Annotated in this window: 22 protein-coding genes, 2 tRNA genes and 1 pseudogene; 8 read left to right on the plus strand and 17 right to left on the minus strand. The window is 60.2% G+C overall.

What is annotated here, in order from left to right; all coding sequences use genetic code 11:
• Positions 1-2: 2 nt before the first annotated feature.
• Both IE083_RS00905 and IE083_RS00910 read right to left on the minus strand, forming a co-directional pair.
• Complete coding sequence (locus tag IE083_RS00905) at positions 3-5318, minus strand: DEAD/DEAH box helicase family protein (protein ID WP_189351765.1); 5316 nt, start codon at positions 5316-5318, stop codon at positions 3-5.
• Positions 5319-5720: 402 nt separating this feature from the next.
• Positions 5721-6017 carry a hypothetical protein gene (locus IE083_RS00910; protein ID WP_189351766.1) on the minus strand — a complete coding sequence of 99 codons (297 nt, stop codon included), beginning with the start codon at positions 6015-6017 and terminating at the stop codon, positions 5721-5723.
• 710 nt (positions 6018-6727) lie between these two features.
• Here IE083_RS00910 and IE083_RS00915 point away from each other — a divergent pair.
• Positions 6728-7837 carry a replication initiation protein gene (locus IE083_RS00915; RefSeq protein WP_229799531.1) on the plus strand — a complete coding sequence of 370 codons (1110 nt, stop codon included), beginning with the start codon at positions 6728-6730 and terminating at the stop codon, positions 7835-7837.
• Between the two features lie 78 nt (positions 7838-7915).
• Here the strand turns inward: IE083_RS00915 and IE083_RS00920 are convergent, their stop codons facing one another.
• Positions 7916-8236, minus strand: a complete 321-nt coding sequence (locus IE083_RS00920; RefSeq protein ID WP_229799532.1) for a helix-turn-helix domain-containing protein — start codon at positions 8234-8236, stop codon at positions 7916-7918.
• Between the two features lie 527 nt (positions 8237-8763).
• Between IE083_RS00920 and IE083_RS00925 the strand changes: the two genes are divergently transcribed.
• Together IE083_RS00925 and IE083_RS00930 are read left to right on the plus strand one after the other, a co-directional pair.
• The gene (locus tag IE083_RS00925; RefSeq protein ID WP_229799533.1) at positions 8764-9153 is read left to right on the plus strand and encodes a helix-turn-helix domain-containing protein; all 390 of its coding nucleotides are present in this window, start codon (positions 8764-8766) and stop codon (positions 9151-9153) included.
• Positions 9153-10535, plus strand: a complete 1383-nt coding sequence (locus tag IE083_RS00930; protein ID WP_189351767.1) for a type II toxin-antitoxin system HipA family toxin — start codon at positions 9153-9155, stop codon at positions 10533-10535. Before IE083_RS00925 ends, IE083_RS00930 begins: the two co-directional genes overlap by 1 nt.
• 256 nt (positions 10536-10791) lie before the next feature.
• Here IE083_RS00930 and IE083_RS00935 read toward each other — a convergent pair whose 3' ends face one another.
• Positions 10792-11289 (minus strand): helix-turn-helix domain-containing protein, encoded by a 498-nt coding sequence (locus IE083_RS00935; RefSeq protein WP_189351768.1) that lies wholly within the window; start codon positions 11287-11289, stop codon positions 10792-10794.
• A 141-nt stretch (positions 11290-11430) separates the two neighbouring features.
• On the opposite strand from IE083_RS00935, the gene IE083_RS00940 reads away from it, so the two are divergent.
• Positions 11431-11817, plus strand: coding sequence for a hypothetical protein (locus tag IE083_RS00940; protein WP_189351769.1), 387 nt, complete (start codon positions 11431-11433; stop codon positions 11815-11817).
• 89 nt (positions 11818-11906) lie between these two features.
• Here IE083_RS00940 and IE083_RS00945 read toward each other — a convergent pair whose 3' ends face one another.
• From IE083_RS00945 to IE083_RS00995, 11 genes and pseudogenes are all read right to left on the minus strand, one after another.
• The gene (locus IE083_RS00945) at positions 11907-12299 is read right to left on the minus strand and encodes a hypothetical protein (protein WP_189351770.1); all 393 of its coding nucleotides are present in this window, start codon (positions 12297-12299) and stop codon (positions 11907-11909) included.
• A 290-nt stretch (positions 12300-12589) separates the two neighbouring features.
• Complete coding sequence (locus tag IE083_RS00950) at positions 12590-12919, minus strand: hypothetical protein (protein ID WP_189351771.1); 330 nt, start codon at positions 12917-12919, stop codon at positions 12590-12592.
• Positions 12920-13357: 438 nt separating this feature from the next.
• Positions 13358-13459: pseudogene (locus IE083_RS00955) on the minus strand (GTPase); the annotation flags it as partial.
• Positions 13460-13580: 121 nt separating this feature from the next.
• Positions 13581-14162 (minus strand): aminoacyl-tRNA hydrolase, encoded by a 582-nt coding sequence (gene pth, locus IE083_RS00960; RefSeq protein WP_189351772.1) that lies wholly within the window; start codon positions 14160-14162, stop codon positions 13581-13583.
• Positions 14163-14251: 89 nt separating this feature from the next.
• A complete protein-coding gene (rplY, locus tag IE083_RS00965) occupies positions 14252-14539 on the minus strand; it encodes a 50S ribosomal protein L25 (protein ID WP_189351773.1) in 288 nt (95 codons plus the stop codon).
• Between the two features lie 70 nt (positions 14540-14609).
• The gene (locus tag IE083_RS00970) at positions 14610-15593 is read right to left on the minus strand and encodes a ribose-phosphate pyrophosphokinase (RefSeq protein WP_189351774.1); all 984 of its coding nucleotides are present in this window, start codon (positions 15591-15593) and stop codon (positions 14610-14612) included.
• Between the two features lie 88 nt (positions 15594-15681).
• Positions 15682-15758 (minus strand) — tRNA-Gln (locus tag IE083_RS00975).
• A gap of 25 nt (positions 15759-15783) precedes the next feature.
• Positions 15784-15860, minus strand: a tRNA-Gln gene (locus IE083_RS00980).
• A gap of 9 nt (positions 15861-15869) precedes the next feature.
• A complete protein-coding gene (gene ispE, locus IE083_RS00985; RefSeq protein ID WP_189351775.1) occupies positions 15870-16724 on the minus strand; it encodes a 4-(cytidine 5'-diphospho)-2-C-methyl-D-erythritol kinase in 855 nt (284 codons plus the stop codon).
• Positions 16721-17311 carry a lipoprotein insertase outer membrane protein LolB gene (gene lolB / locus IE083_RS00990; protein WP_189351776.1) on the minus strand — a complete coding sequence of 197 codons (591 nt, stop codon included), beginning with the start codon at positions 17309-17311 and terminating at the stop codon, positions 16721-16723. The genes ispE and lolB overlap by 4 nt, the downstream gene beginning before the upstream one ends.
• Positions 17308-19065, minus strand: a complete 1758-nt coding sequence (locus IE083_RS00995) for a tetratricopeptide repeat protein (protein WP_189351777.1) — start codon at positions 19063-19065, stop codon at positions 17308-17310. Before IE083_RS00995 ends, lolB begins: the two co-directional genes overlap by 4 nt.
• Before the next feature lie 79 nt (positions 19066-19144).
• Here IE083_RS00995 and mutM point away from each other — a divergent pair, with 79 nt between their 5' ends.
• The 3 genes from mutM to IE083_RS01010 all read left to right on the plus strand — a co-directional run bounded on the left by mutM (position 19145) and on the right by IE083_RS01010 (position 22335).
• Positions 19145-19960 carry a bifunctional DNA-formamidopyrimidine glycosylase/DNA-(apurinic or apyrimidinic site) lyase gene (mutM, locus tag IE083_RS01000; protein WP_189351778.1) on the plus strand — a complete coding sequence of 272 codons (816 nt, stop codon included), beginning with the start codon at positions 19145-19147 and terminating at the stop codon, positions 19958-19960.
• Between the two features lie 34 nt (positions 19961-19994).
• On the plus strand, positions 19995-20783 hold the full coding sequence (locus IE083_RS01005; protein WP_229799534.1) for a lysophospholipid acyltransferase family protein: 789 nt from the start codon (positions 19995-19997) through the stop codon (positions 20781-20783).
• Positions 20784-21009: 226 nt separating this feature from the next.
• Entirely contained in the window at positions 21010-22335 is a 1326-nt protein-coding gene (locus IE083_RS01010; protein WP_189351779.1) for a dicarboxylate/amino acid:cation symporter, read from the plus strand.
• Positions 22336-22418: 83 nt separating this feature from the next.
• Here the strand turns inward: IE083_RS01010 and IE083_RS01015 are convergent, their stop codons facing one another.
• A complete protein-coding gene (locus IE083_RS01015) occupies positions 22419-23246 on the minus strand; it encodes a symmetrical bis(5'-nucleosyl)-tetraphosphatase (RefSeq protein WP_189351780.1) in 828 nt (275 codons plus the stop codon).
• A gap of 176 nt (positions 23247-23422) precedes the next feature.
• Between IE083_RS01015 and IE083_RS01020 the strand changes: the two genes are divergently transcribed.
• A complete protein-coding gene (locus IE083_RS01020) occupies positions 23423-25438 on the plus strand; it encodes a UvrD-helicase domain-containing protein (RefSeq protein WP_189351781.1) in 2016 nt (671 codons plus the stop codon).
• 81 nt (positions 25439-25519) lie between these two features.
• On the opposite strand, the gene IE083_RS01025 is transcribed toward IE083_RS01020, so the two are convergent.
• The gene (locus tag IE083_RS01025) at positions 25520-26257 is read right to left on the minus strand and encodes a c-type cytochrome (protein ID WP_189351782.1); all 738 of its coding nucleotides are present in this window, start codon (positions 26255-26257) and stop codon (positions 25520-25522) included.
• Positions 26258-26291 lie beyond the last annotated feature (34 nt).

Here is a 26291-nt window from a genome sequence, read left to right on the forward strand (position 1 = left end):
TATTAGTTATTTCCTGAATTATTCCCTGCGCCGAAGAGGTCTGCATGCACCTTGAAGATGTCGGACCAGGCGCTGGCTTCCTTGGGGAAGCGCACGACATAGTAGCCAGCTGCTTCCAGGCAAGCATTGATGGCCTGGCCCTTACCGGCTTGAGCAGCGGCTTCATGATGGGGACCGTCAATGAAGATGGCGGCCTTCCAGTCGGCGTAGAAGAAATCGGCGGTAGTCTGGCAGCGCTCGATGGTGTGTTGGCCTGCATCGGGCAAGCGGTAGCCATAGGCCTTGACGTGCTCCAACCAGGCTTGCTCCAGAGAACTGCCAGCGATGCGCTCTAGCTCACCCTGTTGTTGCTCTGGACTGCGGCCAAAGCTGCCGACCTCACCCCGGGAGCGGGTCAGCTGGCAGAGGATGTCCAGCGCCTTGCCTTCATTGTCAGCGTCCTGGCGGTCGATATGAATGTGGTCCGGCTGGTTGTAATAGGACAGTAGGCACTTGTAGCAGCCCGCTTCGCAGATAGGCTGGCCTTGTGAGTCGAGCTCCTCAGTGAGTGCAGTCCGGTCCCAATACCCGTTGGCCGGGCGTTGATAGTGCATGATTGCCAGTGCCTCGTCAGCCACCTGAGCCAGCGCATCCGGTTCAGTGGCGATGCGGGTGAGTACGCCAGCTCCGCCTTCGGCCGATTCGTAGAACAGGATGGACCGGCGCAGGTCAGCCTTGGGTAACGGCTCGGCCATCAGTTCGCTCTCCTCGAGCTGGTAGACGGCCTCGATACCGCGCTTCAGGGCGAACTGCAACGTTGCCATGGTTTTGATGTCCAGCTCTTCGAGCGGACGGACGATGAGCACGTTGCGTCGGTCTTCGACGTAGGGAACGATACGTTGCGGCGGCGTCTTGTCGGGTGGAGTCTCAGGGTCGGGCTCGCCGGCTTCCTCGGCCCCGCCCATCCAATGGCCGGTGACCGGGTTAATCATGAAGCCGAGCAGGCTCTTTTCCTTGCGGCGGCGCCAGCCGAGGTTCATGCGCCAGACGGTGGCCGCCGAACCATACTGCAGTTCGAGCACCGGGATATCGCCAGCCTTGAGCACAGCATGCATGACCTGCAGCTTTCCGTCCTGCTCGCCGAACTGGATGGTGGTCTGCATCTCGTAGCCCTGACGCACCCGCTCTTCTTCATTGGCCGTGATGCGCTCGGCCCGCTTGGTCGACACGTTCTCGATGCGGTAGAGATTTTGTACGGCCACGGCATCGGCAAGCGGCGCGTTGCAGGATACGCAACGGTCGGCATCACGCTGGTTGCGGAAGTGACCGTAGCCACAGGCCGGGCAAATGCGGGCCACGTCGGTGGTGAGCTTGGCACCGACCGATACCTGGTCTTCCGCCCCCACTGAAAGCATGGCGCGAGTCACCCGGTATTGGCTGCCTTCGTGGTAGATGAGGCTATAGGGGCCAAACTCCGACAATGCGAGGAAGCGCGGGCGGGAGAGGAAATTCTCCCGACCAATCTTGCCTTTCCGCGCCGGAATGTAGGCCATGAGTGGCAGGCGCGGGAAGTTGTAACCGGGTAGGAAACCCTGGCTTGCCAAGTAGCGATAGGTATAGAAGTCCGAGTTCGCCGAACCGGACTCCTGTAGCAGGAGAGATTGCTGGCGAAAGGCTTCGTCATGACGTTGCTTGGCATCACGCCGGTCGCGTTCGCCGGCTGCCGGGTTATTCATGACCTTCTGATTGATTTCCATCTGGCGCTTGGTGGCGGCGAAGAGGTCCCGCCACCGGTTGAGCGCCTTGTCGAAGGAAATGAAGGCCTGGCGGAAGACCTGGTCGGCAAAGTGCTCTGTGTACCACGGTGCCTTTTCCGGGGTGAGTTCGCCCGCCAGCATGGACAGGATGCGCAACCCTCGGACATGTGCTCGCTTCTGTGGAGCGTCCGCGTCCATCTGCTGTTTGTACTCGTCGGTCAGTGGCGCCTGTGGGTCATTCATGTCGAGCAGACCACGCACGCTGTTGTCGAGCTTCTTGCCAGTCTCAGCCAGCCAGACCGCATGGAGGTGGCTCTGAATGAGCTCCCGGTTGGCGAGGTCCAAGGTTGGTGGGTTGACCTGTCCATGTACCATGCGCACTGGGTCGCGGAAGAAATACTGGTCATGTGGCGACTGTGCGGCGCAGTAGGTAATGACCAGCGCCGGCTGTCCCGCCCGTCCAGCCCGACCGCTGCGTTGCGCGTAGTTGGCGGGGGTTGGCGGGACGTTGCGCAGGTAGACCGTGTTGAGCGACGAGATGTCGACGCCTAGCTCCATCGTGGGTGAGCAGAACAGCACCGGCAGCCATTCCAGCTGCTTGCCTTTGGCGGTCAGCCAATCGGCTTTGTCCTTCTCGGTGAAACGGAATCGGGCCTCCCGTTCCAGGCGGTCATCCTGCTCGACTTGGGCGGTGTGCTCCCGGGCTTCGAAGTCGTAGAGGCGATGCGCAGGGTTGGCCAAAAGGCCCGCGATGTTGCCATAGAGACTACGGAAGAACGCATTGTCGTCCGAGCCCTTCTTGCTTTGCCCATCACCCAAAGTCCAGAGCAGGCTGGTACCGTTTAGCTGGAAACCGGTCATGCCGAATTCGGTTTCTTCGGCCACGACCAGACCATAGGACTTGGCAGCCCTAAGCAAGGCACGGACGATTTCCTCGTAATGCTCGTCCTTGATTTTGTCTGCATGGGGGTTATCGCTGCCATCGGCTTCCCGCCAGGTGCTGGCCTTTTTGATGTCTTTACCCAGCTTGGAGCGAGCGCTGCCCGACACGAGGTAGTCAATGTTGCGTCGGTCTTCGTCCCGTGGCTTGCCGATAGTGATGAACCAGTTCGATGCGATAGGCGTTTCATCCTCCGTAAACCCCCAGGGTTCACGCAGGTTGGCGTAACTGGAAGTCTTGAGGCGGTCGAGCTCGGTGCGGTCGAGGTAGCGCGAGGCCAGGCACAACCCTTGACGCATGGCATCGAAGAGCTTGATGAGCAGACGCTTACGTACCTCTGGCGACGCCGCCAGTAGGATAAGCGGCGCATCGGCCCAGGAGTCCTTGTCAGCCACCAGCTCATCGAGGTCCTGGTACTCGATATGGACGAGACCGAGCTGCTCAAGGTTTGGGTTGTTGAAACGCCAGCCACGCCGCAGGTCGTAATAAACCCGATAACCGAGTATCGCCCGCATGATGTCTTGCACCTGACGCCGGGCGTTTCCCTTCACATCGGGGTCCTGCATATACTCGGCGCGCACACCAGGGTCGTCGCGGTCAAAGCCCAAGGCCTTGAAGACGGCATCTGACACTTCGGCCTCGGTGAGGCTACCACCGCCCTTTTGCACTGCGGTCAGCAGGGCAGCCCGTTGCAGCAACACCTGTAGGAAGTCATTGAAATGCCCGACCTGCAGGGCGGCATCTTGACGGTTGTCGGTAAAACCGAGCACTTTCTTGGCTTCCGCTTTAAGCTGCTCGTCTTCTTCGTAGAGATAGCGCAGGGCGGACAGGGTCAGCATGGTCGTTGCCGAGCTCCGGCCTTCGCCAGAAAGCCCAGTCAAGCGCAGGGATTCCTTCCCGGCAGTGTGATGGACAACGCCGCAGCGCAGGCAGAAACCAAAGCTGCCTGGGATGTACCAGCCTGGCGTTCCATCCGCCGTATGCGTCCCCTCAGCATTGACCCGGACATGATAAGGTTGGCGCTTCTTATAGTTCGATTTGAGCTTGAAGTCGCCATTCTGGCGTCGTTCAAGCCAGGTCTCCGGGTAGCGGTCCAGAGTGTCTTCCCAAACACCGGTGGTGTCAGGCATGAAGTAACCGCTCTTGATGTCCTCGTCGTCATGGTTACGCTCTTCGATGCTACGCGGACTGAAGATACGGCCGCCGGATGTATTCTCGTCCCATACCGGAACGTATTCCTGTCCGCATTCGCGACAGAAGTGCAGGGAGTAAAGCCGCCGCGCTCGGTCCCCTGGCACGAACTGGCTGCCCTCCAGCGAGAGGTAACGCTTATCTTCCGGTTCCAGGGTGCCATACACCTTGCTCCCCCCGGAGATAAACTGGTGCAGCTTGAAGGCAAAGAGGCTGCGTCCACCAGCCTCAGTCGGCTTGTCGGTAGTGCGGTAGGCAAGCAGCAGGAAGTCAGCCAGCACTTGGCCGGCGTTTTCAACGTCCACGCCACTGTCCTCAGCAAGGCGGGCAGCAGCAGCTTCCAGGGTCATGGGCTGAGCCCGTCGCCACTTGCCTTCGTTGCGGGTCAGCCCCAGCGTCAGTTCCACCCAGATAGCTAGCGGGTGGTGAGCTAGTTCCTGAAACGTAGCGTCCAATGGCAGGCCGGCACGAATTACAGCGCCCAGTTGCGGCCGAATGTGTTCGACCAGGAGGTCTTCAGGCGTGACCCGCTGCAAAGTTTCCGTGATGACGTTGGCGGCAGTCAGCTGAACACCAAACAGGCGGCTGGCGACTTCGGCGACCTTGGCGTTTTTTTCCTGTTCAGTTCCTTCGGTGGCCATGGTGGCCGAGGTGCCGATGCACTGGAGCTGGTCGGCCAGCGCCTCACGTACGCGACGGACGAGCAAGGCCACATCGGCGCCTTGCCGCCCCCGATAGGTATGCAGTTCATCGAGAACCAGGAAGCGCAACCCTTTGGCGTTGCGAATGACGGCCTTGTCCTTGTCGTCCTGACGGGTCATCAGGAGTTCAAGCATCATGAAGTTGGTGAGCAGGATGTCTGGTGGATTGGACGCGAGACGCTGGCGCTCTTCCTCGTCTTCCTGACCAGTGTAGCGACCGTAGCTGACCGGTGGATGGTCACCGTAGTCCGCCAGGAACTTGCCCAACTCTTCCAGCTGGCTGTTGGCCAGGGCGTTCATCGGGTAAATAACGATGGCCCGAGTACGCGGCGTCGGGTCGACAGCTTTCGCCTTAAGGATGGCGTCAATGACCGGGATAAAGTAAGCCAACGACTTGCCAGAACCGGTGCCGGTGGTCAGCACATAGCTTTCGCCACTCTGGGCAAAGCTGATGGCTTCTTCCTGATGCTTGAATAGGGTCAGCGACACGCCGGCACTAGCGGCATTCTTGCCTGCACGGAAGATGCGGGCACATTCGGCATGCAAACCGCCTTGCTCAACCAAGGACTCTACCGTGCTCCCTGTCTTGAAATTGGGGTTGACTTGCACGAGAGGCGCTGGCCAGTAACGACTCGAGTCATAGGCTTCATCGACAAAGGTCTGGATGTCTTGCGCGTGGATGCGAGTAAAACTGCGGGTAAACGCCGCGTAGTCAGAAACCAACTTCCCTCGAAATTCAAAAACATCCATTGTAAGTGGGCCTCCCTATGCCGCGGTTGCGCCGCTTATTTCGATACCAGAAATGGGCATCGACTTGGTTTTGTCTAACTGTATTTTACAGATGCAAAATGCTTAGCGAAACCGAACAGATGCAAACTGCGACCACCTCGGGCATCAGGCCTACGTTCCTTTGCCCCCCAATCCGGCATGCCCCACATCAGCTGGCGTTTGGTTCCCATCCCGATGAGCAGCCAGGCGCTGGGTTCCGAACGTTTCTATGATGGGCGGATGGACATACTGCTTGGTTCGGCGCAGCTGTATGAGGCACTACGCGCCAACGTGGGTACTTCTGCCGCAGGAACCTGACCGTTGTACCAAACCCAGCCTCCAGACCAAACGGCCATCTCTTCGCTGTAGCGGTGGCCGTTTTGCTTACGCATTCTCCCTTGTTTCAATTTGGTTGCGAACATATGGCTTAACCGGCATGCCAATCGTGGTGAAGACCGAGGTTAAGCCAACATAGCTTCGCTCAAGGTGCTCTTCTCGATGACGCCTGCCGCCATGCCCCCACTGCTCCTCCCGAAGCGTGTTTTGCGTATTCCCTCTCATGCAGACCTGGCAGCCAGGCGGGCCGGTATCGGCCCGGCATTCAGGTCTGTCAGCATTGCCAAATGCGTGGTGTGTGCGTTGCATGATGCTCGTCCTGGCCAGCGAATCGATGTTTGCCACAGGCGTTTCCTTTTTACAAGATGAGGCGCAGAGCCAGGGGGATAGCAATGGTGAGGATTAAGAGATTATTAGATTACCAGCGGCCGGCAGACTGAAATCACCTTGTGGGGACGGTTGCTTTTTCCGGTCTGTGAGCACAAGCCAGCAGCCTCCCGTTCCACGCCTCCAGAAGCTCTTCAATTACGCAGCACCTCACCAGCCTCCAAGGCTGGCTAACTGGGCTAACTATGCTACAAAGTCTATAAATACTAAGCGGGCGTACATACATACGAAAACACCCAGTATTCAGATGGCTTTTTCTTCTTTTCTAACCAAAAGGAGATGCCAACCCCAAGCAAAAACGATGCAAACCACAAGTCGATACGATGCAGACCACAAGCAAAATCGATGTAGACCACAAGTACCATTCCTCTCCAGAAAAAATCCAGCCGCTTTTAGTTCTCCTTTTCCCTGAGATGGACACCCAACCCGGCCTTTGGCAAAATCATTCAGGTCAATTTTGTATATACACATAGGTCTCAATCACCCTGTGTACGGTATGAACCGCCAAACAACTTCCCGCCACTCTGCCAGTACGCTCCAACTCGCTGTCCGCATCCCTCACTCGCTTCACGCGCAGTTTTACGATGTCTGCAAAAATCGAGGGACAACCGGTTCCAAGATGATACGTGCTTTGATGGAACACTTTGTCCAGGAGGCAAAACAAAAAAGTGAATAAGCTGACTTCGCCAAAGAAAATCCAGGACCATGTTGACGAACTGCGAGCGCTGGCACGCCGAGCTGCTGATGCCGCTCTTACCGCAGCCCCAGACCAGCAATTGACCGTCCTAGATGCGGCAGAGTGTCTTGACCGCATTGCTGGCAATATTGAGCGTAAGGCGAAAAGGGAGGCTGTCGAACCCGCAATCGCCATGCTCCCTCCGAATGCCACCGTACAAGAAGTGCAAACAGCACGTCGCCGTCAGGCAACTTGCCGCGGCACCGATGTTTACCTCCCCAGTTGGGACGCCATGTACCGGGCTCTACCAAGTGCCTTTCTGCGGTCCGCACTCTTCTCCGCCAGCCGCAGTGCTCAAGCTCAGAATGCAAAAGTGCTGGCAGGTGACCAGAGCCCTCTAGTAGCCGGGAAAGAGATTGCAACATTTCAGAATGTGACTCTGATTTTCAGCGGGTATGAACTCTGCCAATTCGACCGCCAAGTATATGCTACCTGCTTGGACTATTATCGTGAGAGACCACTCGCTCCTGAAGAATCCACCCATCACATCCCCACCTCATTTTACGAGTTCGCCAAGCGCATGGACGGAAGCTACAGCCTGGACTCACACAACGCCATCCGGGCTAGCCTGCTTCGCTTGAGCTTCGCCCAGATGCAACTACGCTTCAATCAGCGAAATATTGAGGTACCAAAGCTACTGACAGTGAGCTTTGCCCACGGAAAAGCCGGGGAGGGAGACTTCAAGGGCAGCGATATACTGCTACTGCAAATCACAGAATCCGTTGCTGAGCTATTTGGTCCTGGCGCGTGGACTGCCGTTGACAAAGAAACATTGGGCTATGGCGGGCTAGTGGGCTGGCTGGCCAGTTTCTACGCCAGTCACCTCGGTCCCAAATGGCTACCAGTTGAAGGTTTATACAAGCTGTCAGGCTACGAATCGCACATGCGCAACTTCAAGGCCAGCCTTGTCCGTGCTCTGAATAAGCTGAAACATGAGAAAACGCCGAGCTGTAGTCAAGTTAGCACTTATCACTTTTCGAAAGATGGCAACACACTTATGGTCATTCGCAAAGCGTGGGGTGACAAACTTAATGCCAAGTAAATATTTTTAGAAAAATTTTCTCAGAACCCCCTATAAAACAGAACACCTCGATTGAGATGTCTACTCTGTACGAGATGGTCACCTTGTCTTTTTAGTTTTGCTGGCCCGCTTACGAGGAGCAGCCGTCCGTGTCAACATCAGCGGATTGATACTTGTGACGGGAGCAATCGTTTCGAACCATGACTCCCGCCCCAAAATGCGAACAACACGGATGAGCGTTCCTAGCGACGAACCATAACCGGCTTCCAAATTCCGTAAAGTACGGACGCTAATAGCCGCACGTTCGGCAAGCGTTGCTTGGTCGAGGTTCTGATGTATGCGAAGGGTCTTCAACCGCTCGCCCAACTCCACCTCTATTTCGCCCACCGTTTGATGCCTTTGTGTGCTGCTTATCGCCATACATGCCTCCAGAAAACCGCCCGCATCAACCGGCAATATTATTCCCCTTACTGCTTAAAATCACCAATAAAAGGATATTTTTTGCCGGTTATTGCGAGAGGGTGATACGTGTGACCCACTGGTGCTCCCCCCATACATCGTACTTGGGTTTACGTTTCATACCCCGCCATTCTCTGAAGTGAATTGATTCCGCGGCTACATGTCAGAGCACCTGCAGTGCCACCAGGAGATGGTCATACAGGACAGCCCTTGGGCTTGTCTAATAGCTGCTGTTCTTTCCAGTCAATGCCATTATCCTCCAGCAAGGCAGCCAGCTGAGCCCCCTCGACTGGCGAAGCTGCAACGGTGTCGATAGCGTTCTGAGGACCATCTGTCTGCTATTTTGGCAAAACTGATTCACAAGGGCCGCGGTAACGTCAGCGGCTTTGGCAACACCATGCTGACATCAGCAGGTTGTCGTAATCACGGACATTATCGTTGTTGCGTCCTTGATTGCGGACTTTACTTTCTAGGCCAGAAAGCCTACATTGTCCGCAATCAAGGACATTAATCTCATTGCGACCGTAATTGCAGACATGAAACGAGATGAGACGCCGTTACTGACGCCCGCCAGAATACAGGAGGCGCACGAGCTGGGTGAAAAGCTGGCGCGCTTGCGCGTGGCCCGCCGCCTGCGACAAGCCGATGCCGCAGCCCGGGCAGGCTTGGCACGCTCGACGGCCGCGCTGATTGAAAAGGGCGACCTCAGCCGTACGCAAGCACAAATCCTGCGCTACCTGGAGGCAATCGCACCGGGGCTCACCCTCCTGGGTCTACTGCAGGAAATCGACCCATCGCTCAAGGCGCTCAGGGCCAAAGAAATCACGAAACGCGTGCGGCCCCTGAGCAAATCTGAGCTGGACGAGTTGGACTTCTGATGGCGACCCAGCACTTCAAACTGGCTGTTTTTGCCTGGTTGCCAGACAAGCCTGAAGGCCGGTTTGTCCCCGCGGGGCTGCTGAACCTTTCGGAGACCGTTGGCGCCAACGTCCGGAGCCGTGAGCTCACCTCGCGCTTCGCCTACGGCCTCGGCTACCTCAACCGCCCCACGTCTTTTGAGGTCGACCCGGTGAGTTTGGGGCTGGCCGACAAAGAAGCCGTGCGGGGCCAAGAACTGTTTCCAGTCAATGGTCTGGATGAATTTGGAGGCATTCGGGATGCCGCGCCAGATGCCTGGGGCCGCCGCGTCATTGAAGCCAGACGCAAAGTCCCGGCCAATACGCTATCCGAAGCCGAATACCTCCTGGAAGCGGGGGGAGACCGTGTGGGCGCATTGGACGTTCGACCTGACATCCGGAGCCCCGACTCACCTTCAGCCAGTGACATGCACTCGTTGACATACGTGCTGCAGGCGGCCGAGGCGGTCGAGCAAGGTGTTCCCGTTCCTGCCAATTTGGAAGCATTCCTCGGGGCAGGACCCTCTGCCGGCGGCGCACGCCCAAAAGCGTCAGTGCGGGATGAACAGGGCGCCTTGTGGTTGGCTAAGTTTCCGGCCAAAGGCGACACCTTCGATGTTGCACGAGCAGAAAGCTGCACCTTGGAGTTGGCGCGGCGCTGCGGTTTGACGGTTCCCGAAGTGCGCTACCTCCTGGTGGGGAACAAGCCCGTGATGCTAATTCGCCGCTTTGACCGCTATTGGGCTGCGCCTGGCGAACTGCCGACTGAAAACACGGCCTTGCATGACACCCGACCTGGAGCTGCCTTGGTCGAAGGACGCCTACCCTTGGTCAGCGGTTTGACGCTGGTGGCTTGCTCCGAGTTTGAGTCCCGGACCAAGGGATACCACGATTTGGCGCAAGCCATCCGCCGGTACGTTCACCCGCCGCTCATCAAGGCCAATTGCGAGGAGCTCTTCGCACGCCTGGTCTTCAACATCTTCGTGAGCAATGACGATGACCATCTGCGCAACCATGCCTTTGTGCGCGACCCGCGACTAGACGGTTGGGTCTTGAGTCCGCTATACGACGTAGTGCCCCGCCCGGGCGTGGCCTACGAACGCATGCTGCATCTGGAGGTGGGGGAAAGGGGGAAACTCGCCACCCTGGACAACGCGCTGAGTTATTTTTCTGCTTTTGTCTCAGCGCGCGCACGCGCCGTCGACATCATCCGACGCGTCTGGGGCGAGGTACGCGAGTGGAAAACGACCTTCGCAAACCACGGGGCGGATGACAAACTCCTGGCTCAAGTTGAGGGAGCCTTCCGCGAGCTGGAACACATCGCCAGCCCCATGCTTGTTAACGAAGTTCGACACGGAGCGTAAGCAGCATCCAGAAATACATCGCTACATCGGCACGATGCGGTCCATTGCTACTCCAGCCTCTTCCACACAGCGCTCTTGGGTTTACATTTCATGCTCCTTCATTCTCTGATGTGTGAATCGATTTCGCGGGAACATGACAGCACACCTGCCGCGCCATCAGGTGATGGTAATGCAGGACAGGCCTTCACCCTAACTAGACTGTACACACAAAAAAACACTCCCTCTTTGAGGGAGTGTGAGAAATCAGTACGTTGTCTTACACATATCGTCCACCACCGAACCACCAGCCCTTCGGGTTATTAAGCAGTTCGACTCCGTACGCCTTCTGGCAAAGAAGAACCAGCAACAACTTCATCTTTTCGGGGAGTGCCTCCAACGCCCCCTCATCCACCCCAGATTCAATAGCAGCCGGTGATTGACTTACAGGAGTCATTGCCTCTCTGAGCCGCTCCGCCATCGAAGGAAATGGGGCCAGAAAATCTGCCGCTGACAATCGCTCTGCCATGATGAATCCAGCTACGCCGGGCACTTCCAAGTAGGCCGCAAACTTGCGCATCAGGTCGTCGTCAATGCCATCAATCGGTTTGTCGCCGTTCAACAATTGCGACAGATAGCTCTGACTGATACCCAGTTGAGCCGCTAGGCCAGAAATACTTTCTCCTTTATTACGCAGGGTATTTTTTAACGCCACGCGCAATCGTTTACCTTTTTTGTTTGCCGCTTGCATGATTATTGCCTCAATGGTCGGGCACATGCCCAACCTCGTATAGGCAAACCGGTAGTGCCATCCTGAATGTCATTGCTGAAAGCAATAATCTATTGCAGAAGGTAATAATTTTTCCTTTCCAGTCCCAGATAGGTAGCTTTGGCCGTTCGACCATTTTTATGAGCCACCATGCCAAACTTCCTGCCGAATGCCTTAGATACTGAGGGGCTGTCTTCAGCTGCAAAGCACGTACTCTACGGCGCAATTCTGATTGCTCTACAAAACCGCACTCGCTCACTTCATATTCATAACATTGAGGAGTTCTGCAAACGTGTTGGCTTGCCTGCGTCAACGGCCAAGCCACAGCTCATCGAACTATTGAATGAAGTTCGACTAGCAGGTGGTCTTTGCGAGAATAACTTGAAGAGCGAAGATGACTTCGACACGCCGACAGGTAGCTGTCCAGTCTTCAGCGCTATTTACATCATCAACAGTCTGATAGGGTTTTCATTAAGTACGCCGATGTACATGCTCTCAGAGCACGATTTGAATCGTCTTTTGCCTTATGACGTCTAGGCCTGTTATTGCTTATTTAATCGCGGAGGCCGGCTTTGCCCGGTTGCAGCACGCGAAAACTATTACGCGAACTCTCCGCGGAATCGTGGTCAACTCCACAGTGACTCAGCAATCAACTCTGGCGGCATCACCTCCCAATAGCTGTGCAGCGAGAACAACTGGGAGAATCTTTCTAGATGGGGCCAACGTGCGAGCACTTCTAGGCCATGAGGGTCCGTAAGCCGTGCTCTACATCCGCCCAAAGGACGCAACGCGTGACTACAAGCAATTGCTTCATAGCGCTTGATGACCGCTTTCTCATCCTCAAGGACTTTGGACAGGTCTTCGATTGGGGCACTTAACGTCAGCGCAAGCAACCCCATGTTACGTTTTTCGAGTTCGACCAGCAGCTCGCCTACAGTATCTGGGTCGCCCTTGTCCGTCCCAACTAAAGGGGTGTGCCAGATTATTCGAATCAGTGCTGGAGCGTATTTAACGACCAACTCTTTCTCTGCTGATGTGATTTTTATGGCACCCCGGGTTCGACGTCCAGGCCTGCGGCCTTTGTGAGGAGTTACCTCTGGCGGTTGCGCATATATCTGAGCGTCAAGGAGAGTTCTGCCCACCTTTACAGCGTCCAGCCAATCCGGGTCAAGGGTTCCCATTGACGCCCTCCCAGAATACCCACAAAAATGGCGTGGCTTTGTTGTGGCTGTAGTCGTATTAGCGCTCTTCGTGGAAAAATCAGTGCCGCCGACGAGCGTGAATGGATTTTTTGGTTTCATAGAAACAATTACAGCCTGTTCTGCACAATTTTCAATTGTGCTACAGCATGACGTTGTGCAGCAAGTTGCTGCCTTTGTAGCGCCACGTCGTAGGCCCAAACCCAAATGGTGTCCACGATACGTACCAGCTTCGGATGAAGCTCCGCGCGCTTCTCCTTCGCAACTTCATCGTTGAACACATACATGGGCACCATCGCTTCAGCCCCAAAAAGCATCGCCGAAGACCGTACCCGCCGGCTACAAGGCTTGCTTCTCAAATTTTCTATAGTAAGCCGACGTGGTGCCAATGACCGGCAGGAGAGTATCTGCAAGGCCGAGTGGAGCAGAATAATGAGCATACGGCTTATCCATCTCTTGGACTTTGAAACGCTGTCCAAAGCCGCATAATGGAGGCGATACACCGCTTGAAGGCGAAGCGCTCGCCGCCCGGTTGTGACCGGACTTCGAAGCCTTCCTTGAACAACGCGCTACCATGGTAGCTGTAGCCGCCAGGGAACTGACCACAGGTAAGTTGCTAACTCGTAGCGCAGGTCTTCCGTGAAGCCGAGCAATCTACTGGCGGTAAGTAAGGAGAGAGGCGGGACAACAGTGGGCACCAAGCAGCAGGCCCTTGCCTCCTGGTAGCAAAAAAGCGCCCGTAACGGGCGCTTTTCGTGAGGGAGAGCTCACAACAGGTTTACAAAATCCGAATAAAAATCTATGCTTTTTCTTGTCATCAACACTGAGGAGTACAGTCCAAGCCTTTGATTTTGCGGCACTTCCTATTAGCCGACCCAGAACGGATAGTTGGCCGCTTCGATACCGGCCTTGGTCAGTGCATTGAACAGGGTGGACTTGCCGACGTTGGGCAGACCGACAATACCGCATTTCAGACTCATGGGAATTCCTCGAATTTTCCGGCCTGCGCGTTTGGCGCCGCAGGCATTGACCGGTGGCATTGTACCACCTGGCCGATCATTTTTTGTGCACTCTGGCTTGGCCGCAGCCTGCGGCCAACGTTTACTTGGCGGCGGTGTGCAGGGTCTTCATCGCCGCCGCGCTGTTGCCGGCCAGCACGTCCGGCATCACCTGCAGCGCCTTGGCGATGGCGTCGTCGATCGCCTGCTGCTCTTCGGCGCGCGCCTTTTTCAGCACGAAGTTGGCGACCTCGTTGCGATCGCCGGGATGACCGATGCCCAGGCGCAGGCGCCAGAAGTTGGGCGAGCCCAGCTTGGCGATGATGTCCTTCAGGCCGTTGTGGCCGCCGTGACCGCCGCCCTGCTTCAGCCGTGCCGCGCCCGGCGGCAGGTCCAGCTCGTCGTGCACCACCAGGATTTCTTCCGGCGCGATCTTGTAGAAGCGCGCCAGTGCACCCACCGCCTGGCCGGACAGGTTCATGTAGGTCATCGGCTTGAGCAGCCACAGGTCGCCTGCGGCCAAGGTGGCGCGCGAGACCTCGCCGAAATACTTGCCCTCGCCACGCAGCGGCGCCTTGTGCTGCCAGGCCAGCTCGTCCACCAGCCAGAAGCCTGCGTTATGGCGCGTTCTTTCGTATTCCGGCCCGGGATTCCCCAGTCCCACCACCAGACGGATTGCCGACATTCTCTTGATCCCAACAATGAAAAACCCGCTGCGGAGCGTATCAGCAGCGGGCCTCGTACCGCACCGTCAAACGGTGAGGCGCTTAAGCATTACACACGAATGAAGTCGATGTGCAGCACCAGTTGCTTGAACGGGTGGTTCTGGAAAGCAGCAACTTTAACTTGCTCTTTCTGACCGTCGATCACCAGATCCAGCACTTCATTGTGGAAGGCTTCGTTTTTCAGCGCGTAGTACATGGTGTTGTGGTCCAAGGTGATGGACACGGCTTCCTTGCCGGCGCCGTAAACGACAGCAGGGGTTTGACCAGCACGACGCAGGCGGCGGCTCGCACCCGTACCTTCAGCAACGCGCTTGGTAGCGATAACTTCGATTGTCATTTGAATAACTCCGATTAGCCTTGCGGCTTGATTTAAATCTCCAGCCCACCGCGACCAGCGGGCTGAACGCTTACGGCAGGCAGGCGCCTGACGAAACCAGGTCCTCATTGAAGAGGTAGGACACCGATTCTTCGTTGTTGATACGACGCAGGGTTTCTGCGATCAGGCCACCAATCGATACCACACGGATGCGGCTGCTCTGCTTGGCTTGCGCCGACAGCGGAATGGTATCGGTGATCACGACCTGGTCGATGTCCGAATTGTTGATGCGATCCACGGCCTGGCCGGAGAAGATGGCGTGCGAGGCATAGGCCAGCACGCGCTCGGCACCGCGCTCTTTCAGCGCGGAGGCGGCCTTGCACAGGGTGTTCGCGGTGTCGATCATGTCGTCGACGATCAGGCAGGTCCGGCCCTGCACGTCACCGATGATGTTCATCACTTCGGCCACGTTGGCTTTCGGACGACGCTTGTCGATGATCGCGAGATCGGTATTCAGCGCCTTGGCCACGGCACGGGCACGTACCACGCCGCCGACGTCCGGGCTGACCACGATCAGGTCTTCGATGCGCTGTGAACGGATGTCCTTCAGCAGCACCGGCGTGGCGTACACGTTGTCCACCGGCATGTCGAAGAAGCCCTGGATCTGGTCGGCGTGCAGGTCAACGGTCAGTACGCGGTCGATGCCGGCGCTGGTCAGCATGTTGGCTACCAGTTTGGCGGTAATCGGCACCCGGGCGGAGCGCGGACGACGATCCTGGCGCGCGTAGCCGAAGTACGGAATTGCGGCGGTGATACGACCTGCGGAGGCGCGCTTGAGCGCATCGGCCATGGTCAGGATCTCCATCAGATTGTCGTTGGTCGGTGCACAGGTCGATTGCAGGATGAACACGTCGCGACCGCGCACGTTTTCCAGCAGCTCAACGGCCACTTCGCCATCGCTGAATTTGCCGACATCGGCGCGTCCCAGCGAAATGTCGAGGTGCTTGACCACGTTTTGCGCCAGTTCCGGATTTGCCGTCCCGGTGAAGACCATCAAACTATCGTATGCAGCCATAATAAAAGAATTGCCTTAAATCGGTAGATAAAGAAAAAGCGTGTAAGGATCCTTACACGCTTTTTTTCTTAGTTTACTCTCGTAAGCCTGGCTGAGGAGGAAGGATTCGAACCTTCGCATGCCGGAATCAAAATCCGGTGCCTTAACCAACTTGGCGACTCCCCAGTATTCTTTAAATTGTGCAGGGTTTTGGCTGAGGAGGAAGGATTCGAACCTTCGCATGCCGGAATCAAAATCCGGTGCCTTAACCAACTTGGCGACTCCCCAGTAGCACTGCTATTCCCTGTCAAACATCGGATGCGCTGCCAACCCCTTGGCAACAAAACCGCTGAATCGTGACGACAGGGAACGATATACTGTTTTTGCTTGATTTTCGTCACCGCATTCCAGAAACACACAAGCTCCGGAACCGGTCATCAACGGCGAGCCGCATTCTCTTAATGCGCTCAAGGCTTCATTTACCGCTGGATACATTTGGCAGACAACGCTTTGCAAATCGTTTTGCCTTGGCGGCGTCGTTGCTAGGGTTCGCATTGTGGAGAAACCGGCCTGCCCTGTCAACACCCGGCGTGAAAATTCCTTGAAAACCGCTGCCGTCGGCACCTGTACTGTTGGCTGCAGCACCACATACCAGGCTTCGGGCAGGCTGATTTCGCTCAGCTGTTCGCCGATGCCGGTAGCGCGCGCATTGCGCCCGAAGATGAATACCGGTACGTCGGCCCCCAGCTTCACGCCCAGCTGCATCAGCGCCGCGCGTGACAGGCCGCAGCCCCACAGCCGGTTGAGCGCCAGCAACACCGTCGCCGCATCGGAGGAGCCGCCGCCGAGGCCGCCGCCCATCGGGATACGCTTGTGCAGGCGCAAGCTGGCGCCCTGCGTGCTGCCGCTGGCCTGCTGCAACAGCCGCGCCGCCCGCACGGTCAGATCACTGTCCGCCGGCACGCCGGGAATCGGGTTCAGCAGCACGATGTCGCCGTCGTCGCGCAGTGCGATGTCGATGCTGTCGCACAGGTCGATGAAGCGGAAATCGCTGTCCAGCAGGTGGTAGCCATCGTCACGCTTGCCGGTGATCAGCAGATTGAGGTTGAGCTTGGCCGGAGCGGGATAGGTATGGAACACAGGTTCGGTCATGGAGCAGGAACGACAGTATCGGATTGCAGGGGGACAAACTGGCGCCAGTCGGACAGCACCAGGCGGATGCTCAGGCCCTCGCGCTCCAGCTCGACGCGGCGCGGCTGGGCAAGGTTGGCCGCATCGCGGTGGATGCGGATCAGCCAGCCCTGCTGCTGCAGGTGGCCTTCCGGGGTGGTGGTGTAGGGGAACTGCGGTGCCGGGTGGCCGCGCACCCACCACACCAGGTTGGCCAGCGGCAGCGGCCAGCCCAGCTGGCGTTCGGTCAGCGTCTCGACATCGCTGGCAAACTGCTGCTGGCCGTCGGCCAGCAGGGTGACGCCGTGACTGTCGCGGTGCAGGCTGGCGACGGTGTTGCCCACCGGCGTCTTGATCGCCAGCTGGTCGTCGCTTGCGGTGTGTTGCCAGTCAAAGCCGGCGACGTGGCCCTTGCCGTCCAGATTCACCGCCAGGCGGCCGGCGACGTCGAAGGGCTGGTCCTGCACCTGCGGCTGCAACGGTGCCGCGCTGGACGGCACATCCTTGAACGAGGCACAGCCAGTGAGCAGCCACAGCGGCAGCAACAGTAACAGCCAGCGTGCAATCATGGCTGCAGGCGCTGCAGGGTTTCACTCAGTACCGGGTGATCCGGTTCTTTCTTGCGCGCCTCGGCCCACAGCTTGCGCGCCTCGTCGAGGCGCCCGGACTGCCATAGCACCTCGCCCAGATGGGCGGCCACTTCAGCGTCCGGCATGCTGGCGTAGGAGGCCTGCAGGTATTGCAGCGCCTGCTCCAGCTTGCCGAGCTTGTAGTACACCCAGCCCAGGCTGTCGAGGATCGTCGGGGCGCCCGGCGCCGCCTGGTGTGCCTTCTCCACGTAGGCCAGCGCCTCGCGGTAGCGCGTGGTGTGGTTGCTGAGCGCGTAGCCCAGCGCATTCAGCGCGTGCACGTGGTCCGGCACCAGCTCCAGCACCTGCAGCAGGTCTTTTTCCGCCAGCGGGAACTGTCCGTCCAGCTCCGCCAGCAGTGCGCGGTCGTACAGCAGTTCGGTGGCGCGCGGCTGGCGCTGCAGCCCCTGGTTCAGCAGCGCCATCGCCTGCGTGCGGTCGCCGGCATTCCTGGCGATCTGCGCCTGCAGCGCGACGACCCGCACCAGCTGGCTGCCGTCGCCGGCCAGCGGCTGCAGGTCGTTGATCGCCTGCTGCCAGTTGCCGTCCGCGGCGTCCAGCTGCGCCAGGCGCAACCGTGCCGGCAGGTAGTTCTCGCCCTGCCCCACCTGCTGGTACCAGTGGCGCGCCTGTTGCGGCTGTTTCTGTTCGTCCGCCAGCTGGCCCAGGGTGTAGCGCAGGGTGTCGGCATCGGTGTAACCGGCCTGCAGCGCGGCCTCCAGCTGGCGGCGCGCCAGCGGCAGGTTGCCGTTCTGGAACGCCAGCAGACCGGCCATGTTCAGCAGTTCCGCCTGTTTCGGGTATTGTTGCAGCGCCTTTTCGGCGTGGCGTTGCGCGTCGGTGTAGCGCTTCTCGCCGGCCAGCAGCCGCACCATGGTCAGGTTCAGCTCCAGGCTGGCGGCAGGACGCAGTTGCAGCTGCGTCTGCAGGAAGTCGATGGCATTGGGCACCGAGTGGCGACGCAGGCGATCGACCTGCCATAGCAGCGGCAGATCCCACTTCGGGGCGATTTGGGCGAGACGGACGAACTCCTTGTCGACCTCGGCCTGCTCACCGGCCTCGGCGGCCACCGCCAGGTGGGCAAAGCGTGCTTCCGGCAGCTCCGGATAGCGTTCGGCCAGGTCGCTGACCAGTTTTGCCGCGGCGACCCGGTCCGGCTGGCGCGCCAGCAGGCGTGCCAGCTGCACGAAGATGGCGCCGGCGCGTGCCGGCTGCCGCGCCAGCATGCCTTCCACCAGCGGCTGGCTTTCCGCCAGTTTGCCGGCACGCAGCAGTGCGATCAGCAGCTGTTCGCGCGCAGAATCGGCATCCGGGTCCAGCTCGATCCACAGGGCCAACGCCTCGGAGGCCTGGCGCACGTTGCCGGAGAACATCGCGAATTCGGAGGCACGCTGCGCCACGCGCGGGTCGCGGGTTTCGCGCGCCAGTTGCAGATAGGTTTCCGCGGCGACACCGGCGCCGCCGCGCTGCACCACGATCTCGCCGGCCAGCAGGCCGTACAGCCACTCCTCGCTCAGCTCCAGTCTGGGGATGCGCGGGTTGTCGGCCACCGCCTCCCCGGCCGTTTCATCGGCGGGCTCATCGGCTGCCGCTTCCGCACTGGCAGACGACGCGGGGGGGGCAGGCGGGATGCTGGCGCAGGCGACCAGGACAAGGGGGGCAAGTGCTGCGGCGATACGGAGTAGTGCGTTCATGCTTGGCCTAAACATCGGTTCAGGCGGGTAGAATACCACGCCCGTTCGTTTAATCATGATCACGGCAAGGAAAACTGCAATGCCGGAATTGCCAGAAGTCGAAACCACCTGTCGCGGCATCGCGCCGCTGCTGCTGCACGCCACCATCCGTGGCGTGACCGTGCGCGAGGCGCGTCTGCGCTGGCCGGTGCCGCCGGAGCTTGCGGCCAACCTTGCCGGTCGCCGCGTGCTCGGCATCAGCCGCCGCGCCAAGTACCTGCTCGTCGACTTCGAACACGGCACGCTGATCCTGCATCTGGGCATGTCCGGCAGCCTGCGCTTCGTGGCGCCGGGCACGCCGCCGGAAAAACATGACCATGTAGACATCGATCTGGGGCAAACGGTTCTGCGTTATCGCGATCCGCGCCGTTTTGGCGCCATCCTGTGGCAGCAGGGCCCGGCCCTGGCGCATCCGCTGCTGGCGCAACTGGGGCCGGAGCCGCTGTCGTACGCCTTCGACGGCGCGGTGCTGCAGCAGGCGCTCCGGCGCCGCGGCAGCGCCATCAAGCTGGCGATCATGGACAACCACGTGGTGGTCGGCGTCGGCAACATCTACGCCAACGAGGCGCTGTTCCACGCCGGCATCCACCCGGCCCGCGCCGCCAACGGCCTCAGCGGCGTGGAGTACGCGCGGCTGGCCGCCGAGATCAAGGCGGTGCTGGCGCGCGCCATCGACGCCGGTGGCAGCACGCTGCGCGATTTTGTCGACGCCCGCGGCAAGCCGGGCTACTTCCAGCAAAGCTATATGGTCTACGGCCGCCGCGACCTGCCCTGCCACGTCTGCGGCAGCCTGATCCGCGAGCTGCGCCAGGGGCAGCGCAGCTCCTGCTTTTGCCCGCATTGCCAGCCGTGTTAAATTGCGCCGCGTCGCCTGACTGATAAAGCCCATCGTGCATCGTCCCACCTCCTGGCCTACCCGCCTGCTCCGCCTCGGCCGCCTCGGCATGCACTTGCTGCGCGGCCTGCTGGTGATCGCCACCCGCTATCCGCACCTGTCGCAACCGGCCCGCGCGGTGATCACCCAGCGCTGGTCGCGGCACCTGCTGCACATTCTGGCGATCAAGGTGCGCGTCCACGGCACGCCGCCAGCGGTGTATCCGGCCAACACCCTGGTGGTCGCCAACCACATCTCGTGGCTGGACATCTTCGCGCTCAACAGCGTCACCGTGTCGCGTTTCGTGGCCAAGAAGGAGCTGCGCGACTGGCCGCTGGCCGGCTTCCTGATCAAGAACGCCGGCACCCTGTTCATCGACCGCAACAACCGCCGCGACGCCAGCCGCGTCAACGAACAGCTGGCCAAGGCCTTGCAGGACGGCGGCTGCATGGCGGTGTTCCCGGAGGCCACCACCTCCGACGGTCGCAGCCTGCTGCCGTTCAAGGCCTCGCTGTTCGAGGCCTCGCGCCTGGCGCACGCCACGGTGCAGCCGGTGGCGATCCGCTACCTGACCCCCGGTGGCCACTACTGCGCCGCCGCCGCCTACGCCGGCGACACCAGCTTCTGGCAGAGCCTGTGCCTGATCCTGGCCAGCCGCGCCATGGTGGTGGAGCTGAGCTACACCGCCGCCATCCCGCCCTACGACACCGCGCTGGCCAGCCGCTTCCAGCTATCGGAAACCGCGCGCGACGCCATCCGCGACGCACTGCAACTGCCAGCCGAGCCCGTCGTCGCCGCCGAATAGCCGTCCACACCTGCCCTCGCGCCGCCGGCATGGGGCATCCCGATGCTGCACCGCAACCATGCCAGCCTGCTAGGCGGCGAAAGCCAATACGGAGATTCCCCAATAGGGTTTTCCGCGATGGGGAAATACCCAATGTTGGCGCCCTGCCCGCCTGCCGCATGATCCTCGCCAAGACGCCAACACAGCGTGGGCGACCATCACGGCGCCGGACACAGGAGAGTGCACCATGCAGAACAAACCCTTTTACAAGAGCCTGTATTTTCAGGTCATTGTCGCCATCGTACTGGGGGTGACCCTCGGGCACCTGATGCCGGAACTCGGCGCCAAGATGAAACCGCTGGGCGACGGCTTCATCAAGCTGGTGAAGATGATGATCGCGCCGATCATCTTCTGCACCATCGTGGTCGGCATTGCCGGCATGGAAGACATGAAAAAGGTTGGCCGCGTCGGCGGCAAGGCCTTGCTGTACTTCGAAGTGGTCACCACGCTGGCGCTGATCATCGGCCTGGTGGTAGTCAACGTGCTGCAGCCCGGCGCCGGCATGAACGTCGATCCGGCCACGCTGGATGCCGGCGCCATCGCCAAGTACACCGAAAAGGCCGCCGGCCAGAGCACGGTCGATTTCATCCTGCACATCATTCCGCATAGCGTGGTCGGCGCCTTCGCCGAGGGCGAAATCCTGCAAGTACTGCTGTTCTCGGTGCTGTTCGGCGTCGGCCTGTCGCTGATGGGCAAGCAGGGCAAGCCGGTGGTGGAGTTGTTCGAGAAGGTCTCGCACGTGCTGTTCTCGGTGATCGGCTTCATCATGAAGCTGGCCCCGATCGGTGCCTTCGGCGCGATGGCGTTCACCATCGGCAAATACGGCGTCGGCAGCCTGGCGCAGCTGGCGGCATTGATGGGCAGCTTCTACCTGACCTGCGTGCTGTTCATCGGCCTGGTGCTGGGCACCATCGCCCGTGCCAACGGCTTCAGCGTGTGGAAGCTGATCAAGTACATCAAGGAAGAGCTGCTGATCGTGCTGGGCACTTCGTCGTCGGAGTCGGCGCTGCCGCGGCTGATGGCCAAGCTGGAACAGCTGGGCTGTGCCAAGCCGGTGGTCGGTCTGGTAGTGCCGACCGGTTACTCCTTCAACCTGGACGGCACCTCGATCTACCTGACCATGGCTGCGATCTTCATCGCCCAGGCCTGCGGCATCGACCTGACGCTGACCCAGGAGCTGACCATCATCGGCGTGCTGCTGCTGACCTCCAAGGGCGCCGCCGGCGTCACCGGCTCCGGCTTCATCACCCTCGCCGCCACCCTGGCGACGATTCCGGAAATCCCGGTCGCCGGCCTGGCGCTGATCCTCGGCATCGACCGCTTCATGTCCGAAGCGCGCGCACTGACCAACCTGGTCGGCAACGCGGTGGCCACCGTGGTGGTGGCGAAGTGGGAAAACTCGCTGGACGTGGCACAGATGCAGCGCGAGCTGGCCAACCCGACCCCGATCCAGCACGGCCTGCCGGTGGAAGCGCCGCACCTGATCCGCGAAGTGTCGCAAGAGCTGAGCTGATCCCGCTCACTACCAACGCAAAGCCCCTGTCACAGGACAGGGGCTTTTTTCTTGCGGCCAATGTTGGCCGCAGCCGCCGCGCCTTACCTGGCCTTGCCGATCTCGCGATAGGGCGGGCACGGCAGCGAGAAGCAGGCGCGGTCTTCCAGCCGCACCGCGGTCAGGCTGCCGCCCCACAGGCAGCCGCTGTCGATGGCCAGCACATCCTCGTTCAGCATCAGCCCCAGCGCCGACCAGTGGCCGCAGACGATGGGCGTGTCCATGCTGCGCCGCCCGTCCACCGCAAACCACGGCCGCAGCTGCGCCGGCGCGCCGTCCAGCTCGCCCTTGTAGGACAGGTCCAGCTCGCCGTCGCTGTTGATGAAGCGCATCCGCGTCATCGCGTTGATGATCAGCCGCCAGCGATCCATGCCCTTCAGCTCGCCGTGCCAGCGCGAGGGCTTGTTGCCGTACAGCTTGGCGAACAGCTTGCGGTAGTCCTTGCCCGACAGCTCGTCCTCCACCTCCTCCGCCAGTCGCAGCGCCTTGTTGATGCTCCACTCCGGCAGCAGGCCGGCGTGCACCATCGCGTAGCCCTGTTCGTAGATCATCAGCGGCTGGCAGCGCAGCCAGTCCAGCAGCAGCTTGCTGTCGGCGGCGTCCAGCACGTCGTTAATGGTGTCGTCGCTGTGGATCTTGCCGTAGCCCTCGGCCACCGCCAGCAGGTGCAGGTCGTGGTTGCCGAGCACCATCTGCGTGCAGTCCTGGTGCTCGTACACCCAGCGCAGCACCGCCAGCGATTCCGGGCCGCGGTTGACCAGGTCACCGGTCAGCCACAGCGTGTCGCGGCCGGGGTTGAATTCAATCTGGCGCAAGAGCGCCATAAAGGGCGCAAAGCAGCCCTGCAAATCGCCAATCGCGTAGGTGGCCATGTGTTGTTGTCCTGTTGATGAATGCGGCCAACCTTGGCCTGAGCCGTGCCGCACCGTCGCGCCCGCCGTTATTGCCACGGCGGTGGGCCGGCCGCCAATGATAAAGGAAAGCGCATGGCCGTATTGTGCCGCGGGCTCTACAATGCGCGTTGTCCATGAAAGATTGACGACATCCCATGTCCCTGCTGCAACTGAATCCGCCGCAACGCGCCGCCATCATGTCGCTGGACGGCCCGCTGCTGGTACTTGCCGGCGCCGGCTCCGGCAAGACGCGGGTGATCACCCAGAAGATCGAGTACCTGATCCGCGAGGGCGGTTACGACGCGCGCCACATCGCCGCCATCACCTTCACCAACAAGGCGGCACGCGAGATGCTGGAGCGCGTCGGCAAGCTGATGGACAGCCGCCTGCTGAAAGGCATCACCGTGTCCACCTTTCACTCGCTGGGCATGCATTTCCTGCGCCAGGAGGCGCCACACCTCGGCTACAAGCCGCAGTTTTCCATTCTCGACAGCTACGACGCCGCCAAGATCATTTCCGACATCCTGAAAAGCACGCACAAGGACGAAGTGCGCAAGGTGCAAAGCCGCATCTCGCTGTGGAAAAACGAACTGCTCGGCCCCGACGCCGCGCTGCGGGCCGCCGACAACGAGTTCGACCGCATCTGCGCAACGACCTACGCCGGCTACCAGGCAACGCTCACCGCCTATCAGGCGATGGACTTCGACGACCTGATCCGCTTCCCGGTAGAGCTGCTGCGCAGCCACCCCGAGATACTGATCAAGTGGCAAGGCAAGCTGCGCTACCTGCTGATCGACGAATACCAGGACACCAACACCTGCCAGTACCAGCTGGTGAAGCTGCTCACCGGTGTGCGCGGCATGTTTACCGCGGTGGGCGACGACGACCAGTCGATCTACGCCTGGCGCGGCGCCAACATGGAAAACCTGCGCCTGCTGCAGCACGACTTTCCCAAGCTGAAGGTGATCAAGCTGGAGCAGAACTACCGCTCCACCGCACGCATCCTGCGTGCCGCCAACTCGGTGATCGCCAACAACCCCAAGCTGTTCGAGAAGCAGCTGTGGAGCGAGCTGGGCCTGGGCGACCCCATCCACGTGGTGCAGTGCAAGGACGAGGAACATGAGGCCGACGTGGTAGTGCAGCGCCTCCTGGCGCACAAGTTCGAGCACCGCACGGCGTTCAAGGATTACGCCATCCTCTATCGCGGCAACTACCAGGCGCGCATCTTCGAACAGGCACTGCGCAACCAGCGCATCCCGTACCAGATGGCCGGCGGGCAGAGCTTCTTCGACAAGCCGGAAATCAAGGACGTACTGGCCTACCTGCGCCTGATCGCCAACCCCGACGACGACCCGGCCTTCATCCGCGCACTCACCACCCCCAAGCGCGGCGTCGGCGCCACCACGCTGGAAAAGCTGGGCAACTGGGCCGGACAGCGCGGCAACAGCCTGTTCGCCGCCGCTCACGAACCGGGCCTGCGCGTACAGGTACAGGATGCACAGCTCAGGCCGCTGGAAGACTTCTGCCGCTTCATCGCCAACCTGCAATACCGCGCCACGCGCGAGCCGGCCGGCGAGCTGGTGATGGAAATGCTGAAGGCGATCGGCTTCGAGGCCTGGCTGTACGACAGCGAGGACAGCCAGCGTGCCGCCGAAATCAAGTGGAAAAACGTGACGGAGCTGGCGGCCTGGCTGCAGAAGAAAGGCGATGCCGACGGCAAGAACCTGATCGAGCTGTCGCAGACCATCGCGCTGATCACCATGCTGGAAGGCCGCGACGAGGGCGAAGTCGACGCGGTGAAGATGTCCACCCTGCACGCGTCCAAAGGGCTGGAATACCCGCACGTGTTCCTGATCGGCTGCGAGGAAGGCATCCTGCCGCACAGCGAATCGGTGGACAACGGCATGGTGGAGGAAGAACGGCGCCTGATGTACGTCGGCATCACCCGCGCCCAGCGCAGCCTGACGCTGACCTACTGTGTCAAGCGCCGCCGCGCCGGCGAGTGGCTGTTCGTGGAACCGTCGCGCTTCATCGCCGAGATCAGCGGCGACGACATCCGCCACTTCGGCAAGCCCGGCGCCGAACCCATCGTCAGCAAGCGCGAGGGCAAGAGCAAGCTTGCCAACCTGATGGCCAGCCTCGACAGCAAGGTGCAGAAGCCGGAGCAGTAAACGCCGCCTTGCGGCCAACGTTGGCCGCAATGAAAAACGCCGCGCAACCGCGCGGCGTTTTTGATGGCAACTGCCGGAAACTTACTTGGCAGAATTGGCCAGGTATTCCACGGCCGCCTTGAACTCGGCATCGGAACCGCCGTAGCCGCCCTTGGGAGGCATCGCATTCAGGCCCTTGGCGGCGGACGCCAGCAGACCGTCCACACCCTTGGCCAGACGCGGTGCCCAGGCAGCCTTGTCGCCGAACTTCGGTGCGCCGGCCGCGCCGCTGTCATGGCAGGCCATGCACACGCTCTCGTACACCTTCTTGCCGACGACCGCAGGGTCGGCTGCCGCGGCACCTTCGGCGCCACCCACCGGCGGTTCGGTGAACTTGCCACCCGCAGCATTACCCATATAGGCCACTGCGCGCTTCAACTCGTCGTCGGACAGGTCGGCCGCACCGCCCTTGGCCGGCATCGCGTTGAAGCCTTCCAGCGCATGCTTGACCAGGGTATCCCAGCCCTGGGCCACACGCGGCCCCCAGGCGGCGGCATCGCCGAATTTCGGTGCGCCAGCCAGGCCGGCGCCGTGACAGGAAAGGCAGATGCCGGTATAGACCTGCTCGCCGGTACGCATGCCCGGAGGCGCATCGCTGGCTACCGATTCGCCGATCGGCTTGAGACGGGCGGCAACGGCTTCCTTGCTCATCACTTCCGCATTGACATCAAAACCGCTGGTGGCCAGTCTCGCCAGCAGCCAGATGGCCACCACGACCAGTGCGACGATACCGAGCAGGATCGTGACGATCCGGCCTGGCGCTTTGGTTTCGTTACTCATTCCAGCCTCGCTGTCATAAATGTCAAAAAATCCG

Source organism: Vogesella fluminis, assembly GCF_014652335.1.
GTDB classification, from domain to species: Bacteria; Pseudomonadota; Gammaproteobacteria; order Burkholderiales; family Chromobacteriaceae; genus Vogesella; species Vogesella fluminis.

Coding starts and splice junctions, on each gene's coding strand:
- IE083_RS00905 (WP_189351765.1), bottom strand. CDS start 5,318: ATGGATGTTTTTGAATTTCGAGGGAAGTTGGTTTCTGACTACGCGGCG.
- IE083_RS00920 (WP_229799532.1), bottom strand. CDS start 8,236: ATGGCGATAAGCAGCACACAAAGGCATCAAACGGTGGGCGAAATAGAG.
- IE083_RS00930 (WP_189351767.1), top strand. CDS start 9,153: ATGGCGACCCAGCACTTCAAACTGGCTGTTTTTGCCTGGTTGCCAGAC.
- IE083_RS00935 (WP_189351768.1), bottom strand. CDS start 11,289: ATGTGCCCGACCATTGAGGCAATAATCATGCAAGCGGCAAACAAAAAA.
- IE083_RS00940 (WP_189351769.1), top strand. CDS start 11,431: ATGCCAAACTTCCTGCCGAATGCCTTAGATACTGAGGGGCTGTCTTCA.
- IE083_RS00950 (WP_189351771.1), bottom strand. CDS start 12,919: ATGCTCATTATTCTGCTCCACTCGGCCTTGCAGATACTCTCCTGCCGG.
- pth (WP_189351772.1), bottom strand. CDS start 14,162: ATGTCGGCAATCCGTCTGGTGGTGGGACTGGGGAATCCCGGGCCGGAA.
- rplY (WP_189351773.1), bottom strand. CDS start 14,539: ATGACAATCGAAGTTATCGCTACCAAGCGCGTTGCTGAAGGTACGGGT.
- IE083_RS00970 (WP_189351774.1), bottom strand. CDS start 15,593: ATGGCTGCATACGATAGTTTGATGGTCTTCACCGGGACGGCAAATCCG.
- ispE (WP_189351775.1), bottom strand. CDS start 16,724: ATGACCGAACCTGTGTTCCATACCTATCCCGCTCCGGCCAAGCTCAAC.
- lolB (WP_189351776.1), bottom strand. CDS start 17,311: ATGATTGCACGCTGGCTGTTACTGTTGCTGCCGCTGTGGCTGCTCACT.
- IE083_RS00995 (WP_189351777.1), bottom strand. CDS start 19,065: ATGAACGCACTACTCCGTATCGCCGCAGCACTTGCCCCCCTTGTCCTG.
- mutM (WP_189351778.1), top strand. CDS start 19,145: ATGCCGGAATTGCCAGAAGTCGAAACCACCTGTCGCGGCATCGCGCCG.
- IE083_RS01010 (WP_189351779.1), top strand. CDS start 21,010: ATGCAGAACAAACCCTTTTACAAGAGCCTGTATTTTCAGGTCATTGTC.
- IE083_RS01015 (WP_189351780.1), bottom strand. CDS start 23,246: ATGGCCACCTACGCGATTGGCGATTTGCAGGGCTGCTTTGCGCCCTTT.
- IE083_RS01020 (WP_189351781.1), top strand. CDS start 23,423: ATGTCCCTGCTGCAACTGAATCCGCCGCAACGCGCCGCCATCATGTCG.
- IE083_RS01025 (WP_189351782.1), bottom strand. CDS start 26,257: ATGAGTAACGAAACCAAAGCGCCAGGCCGGATCGTCACGATCCTGCTC.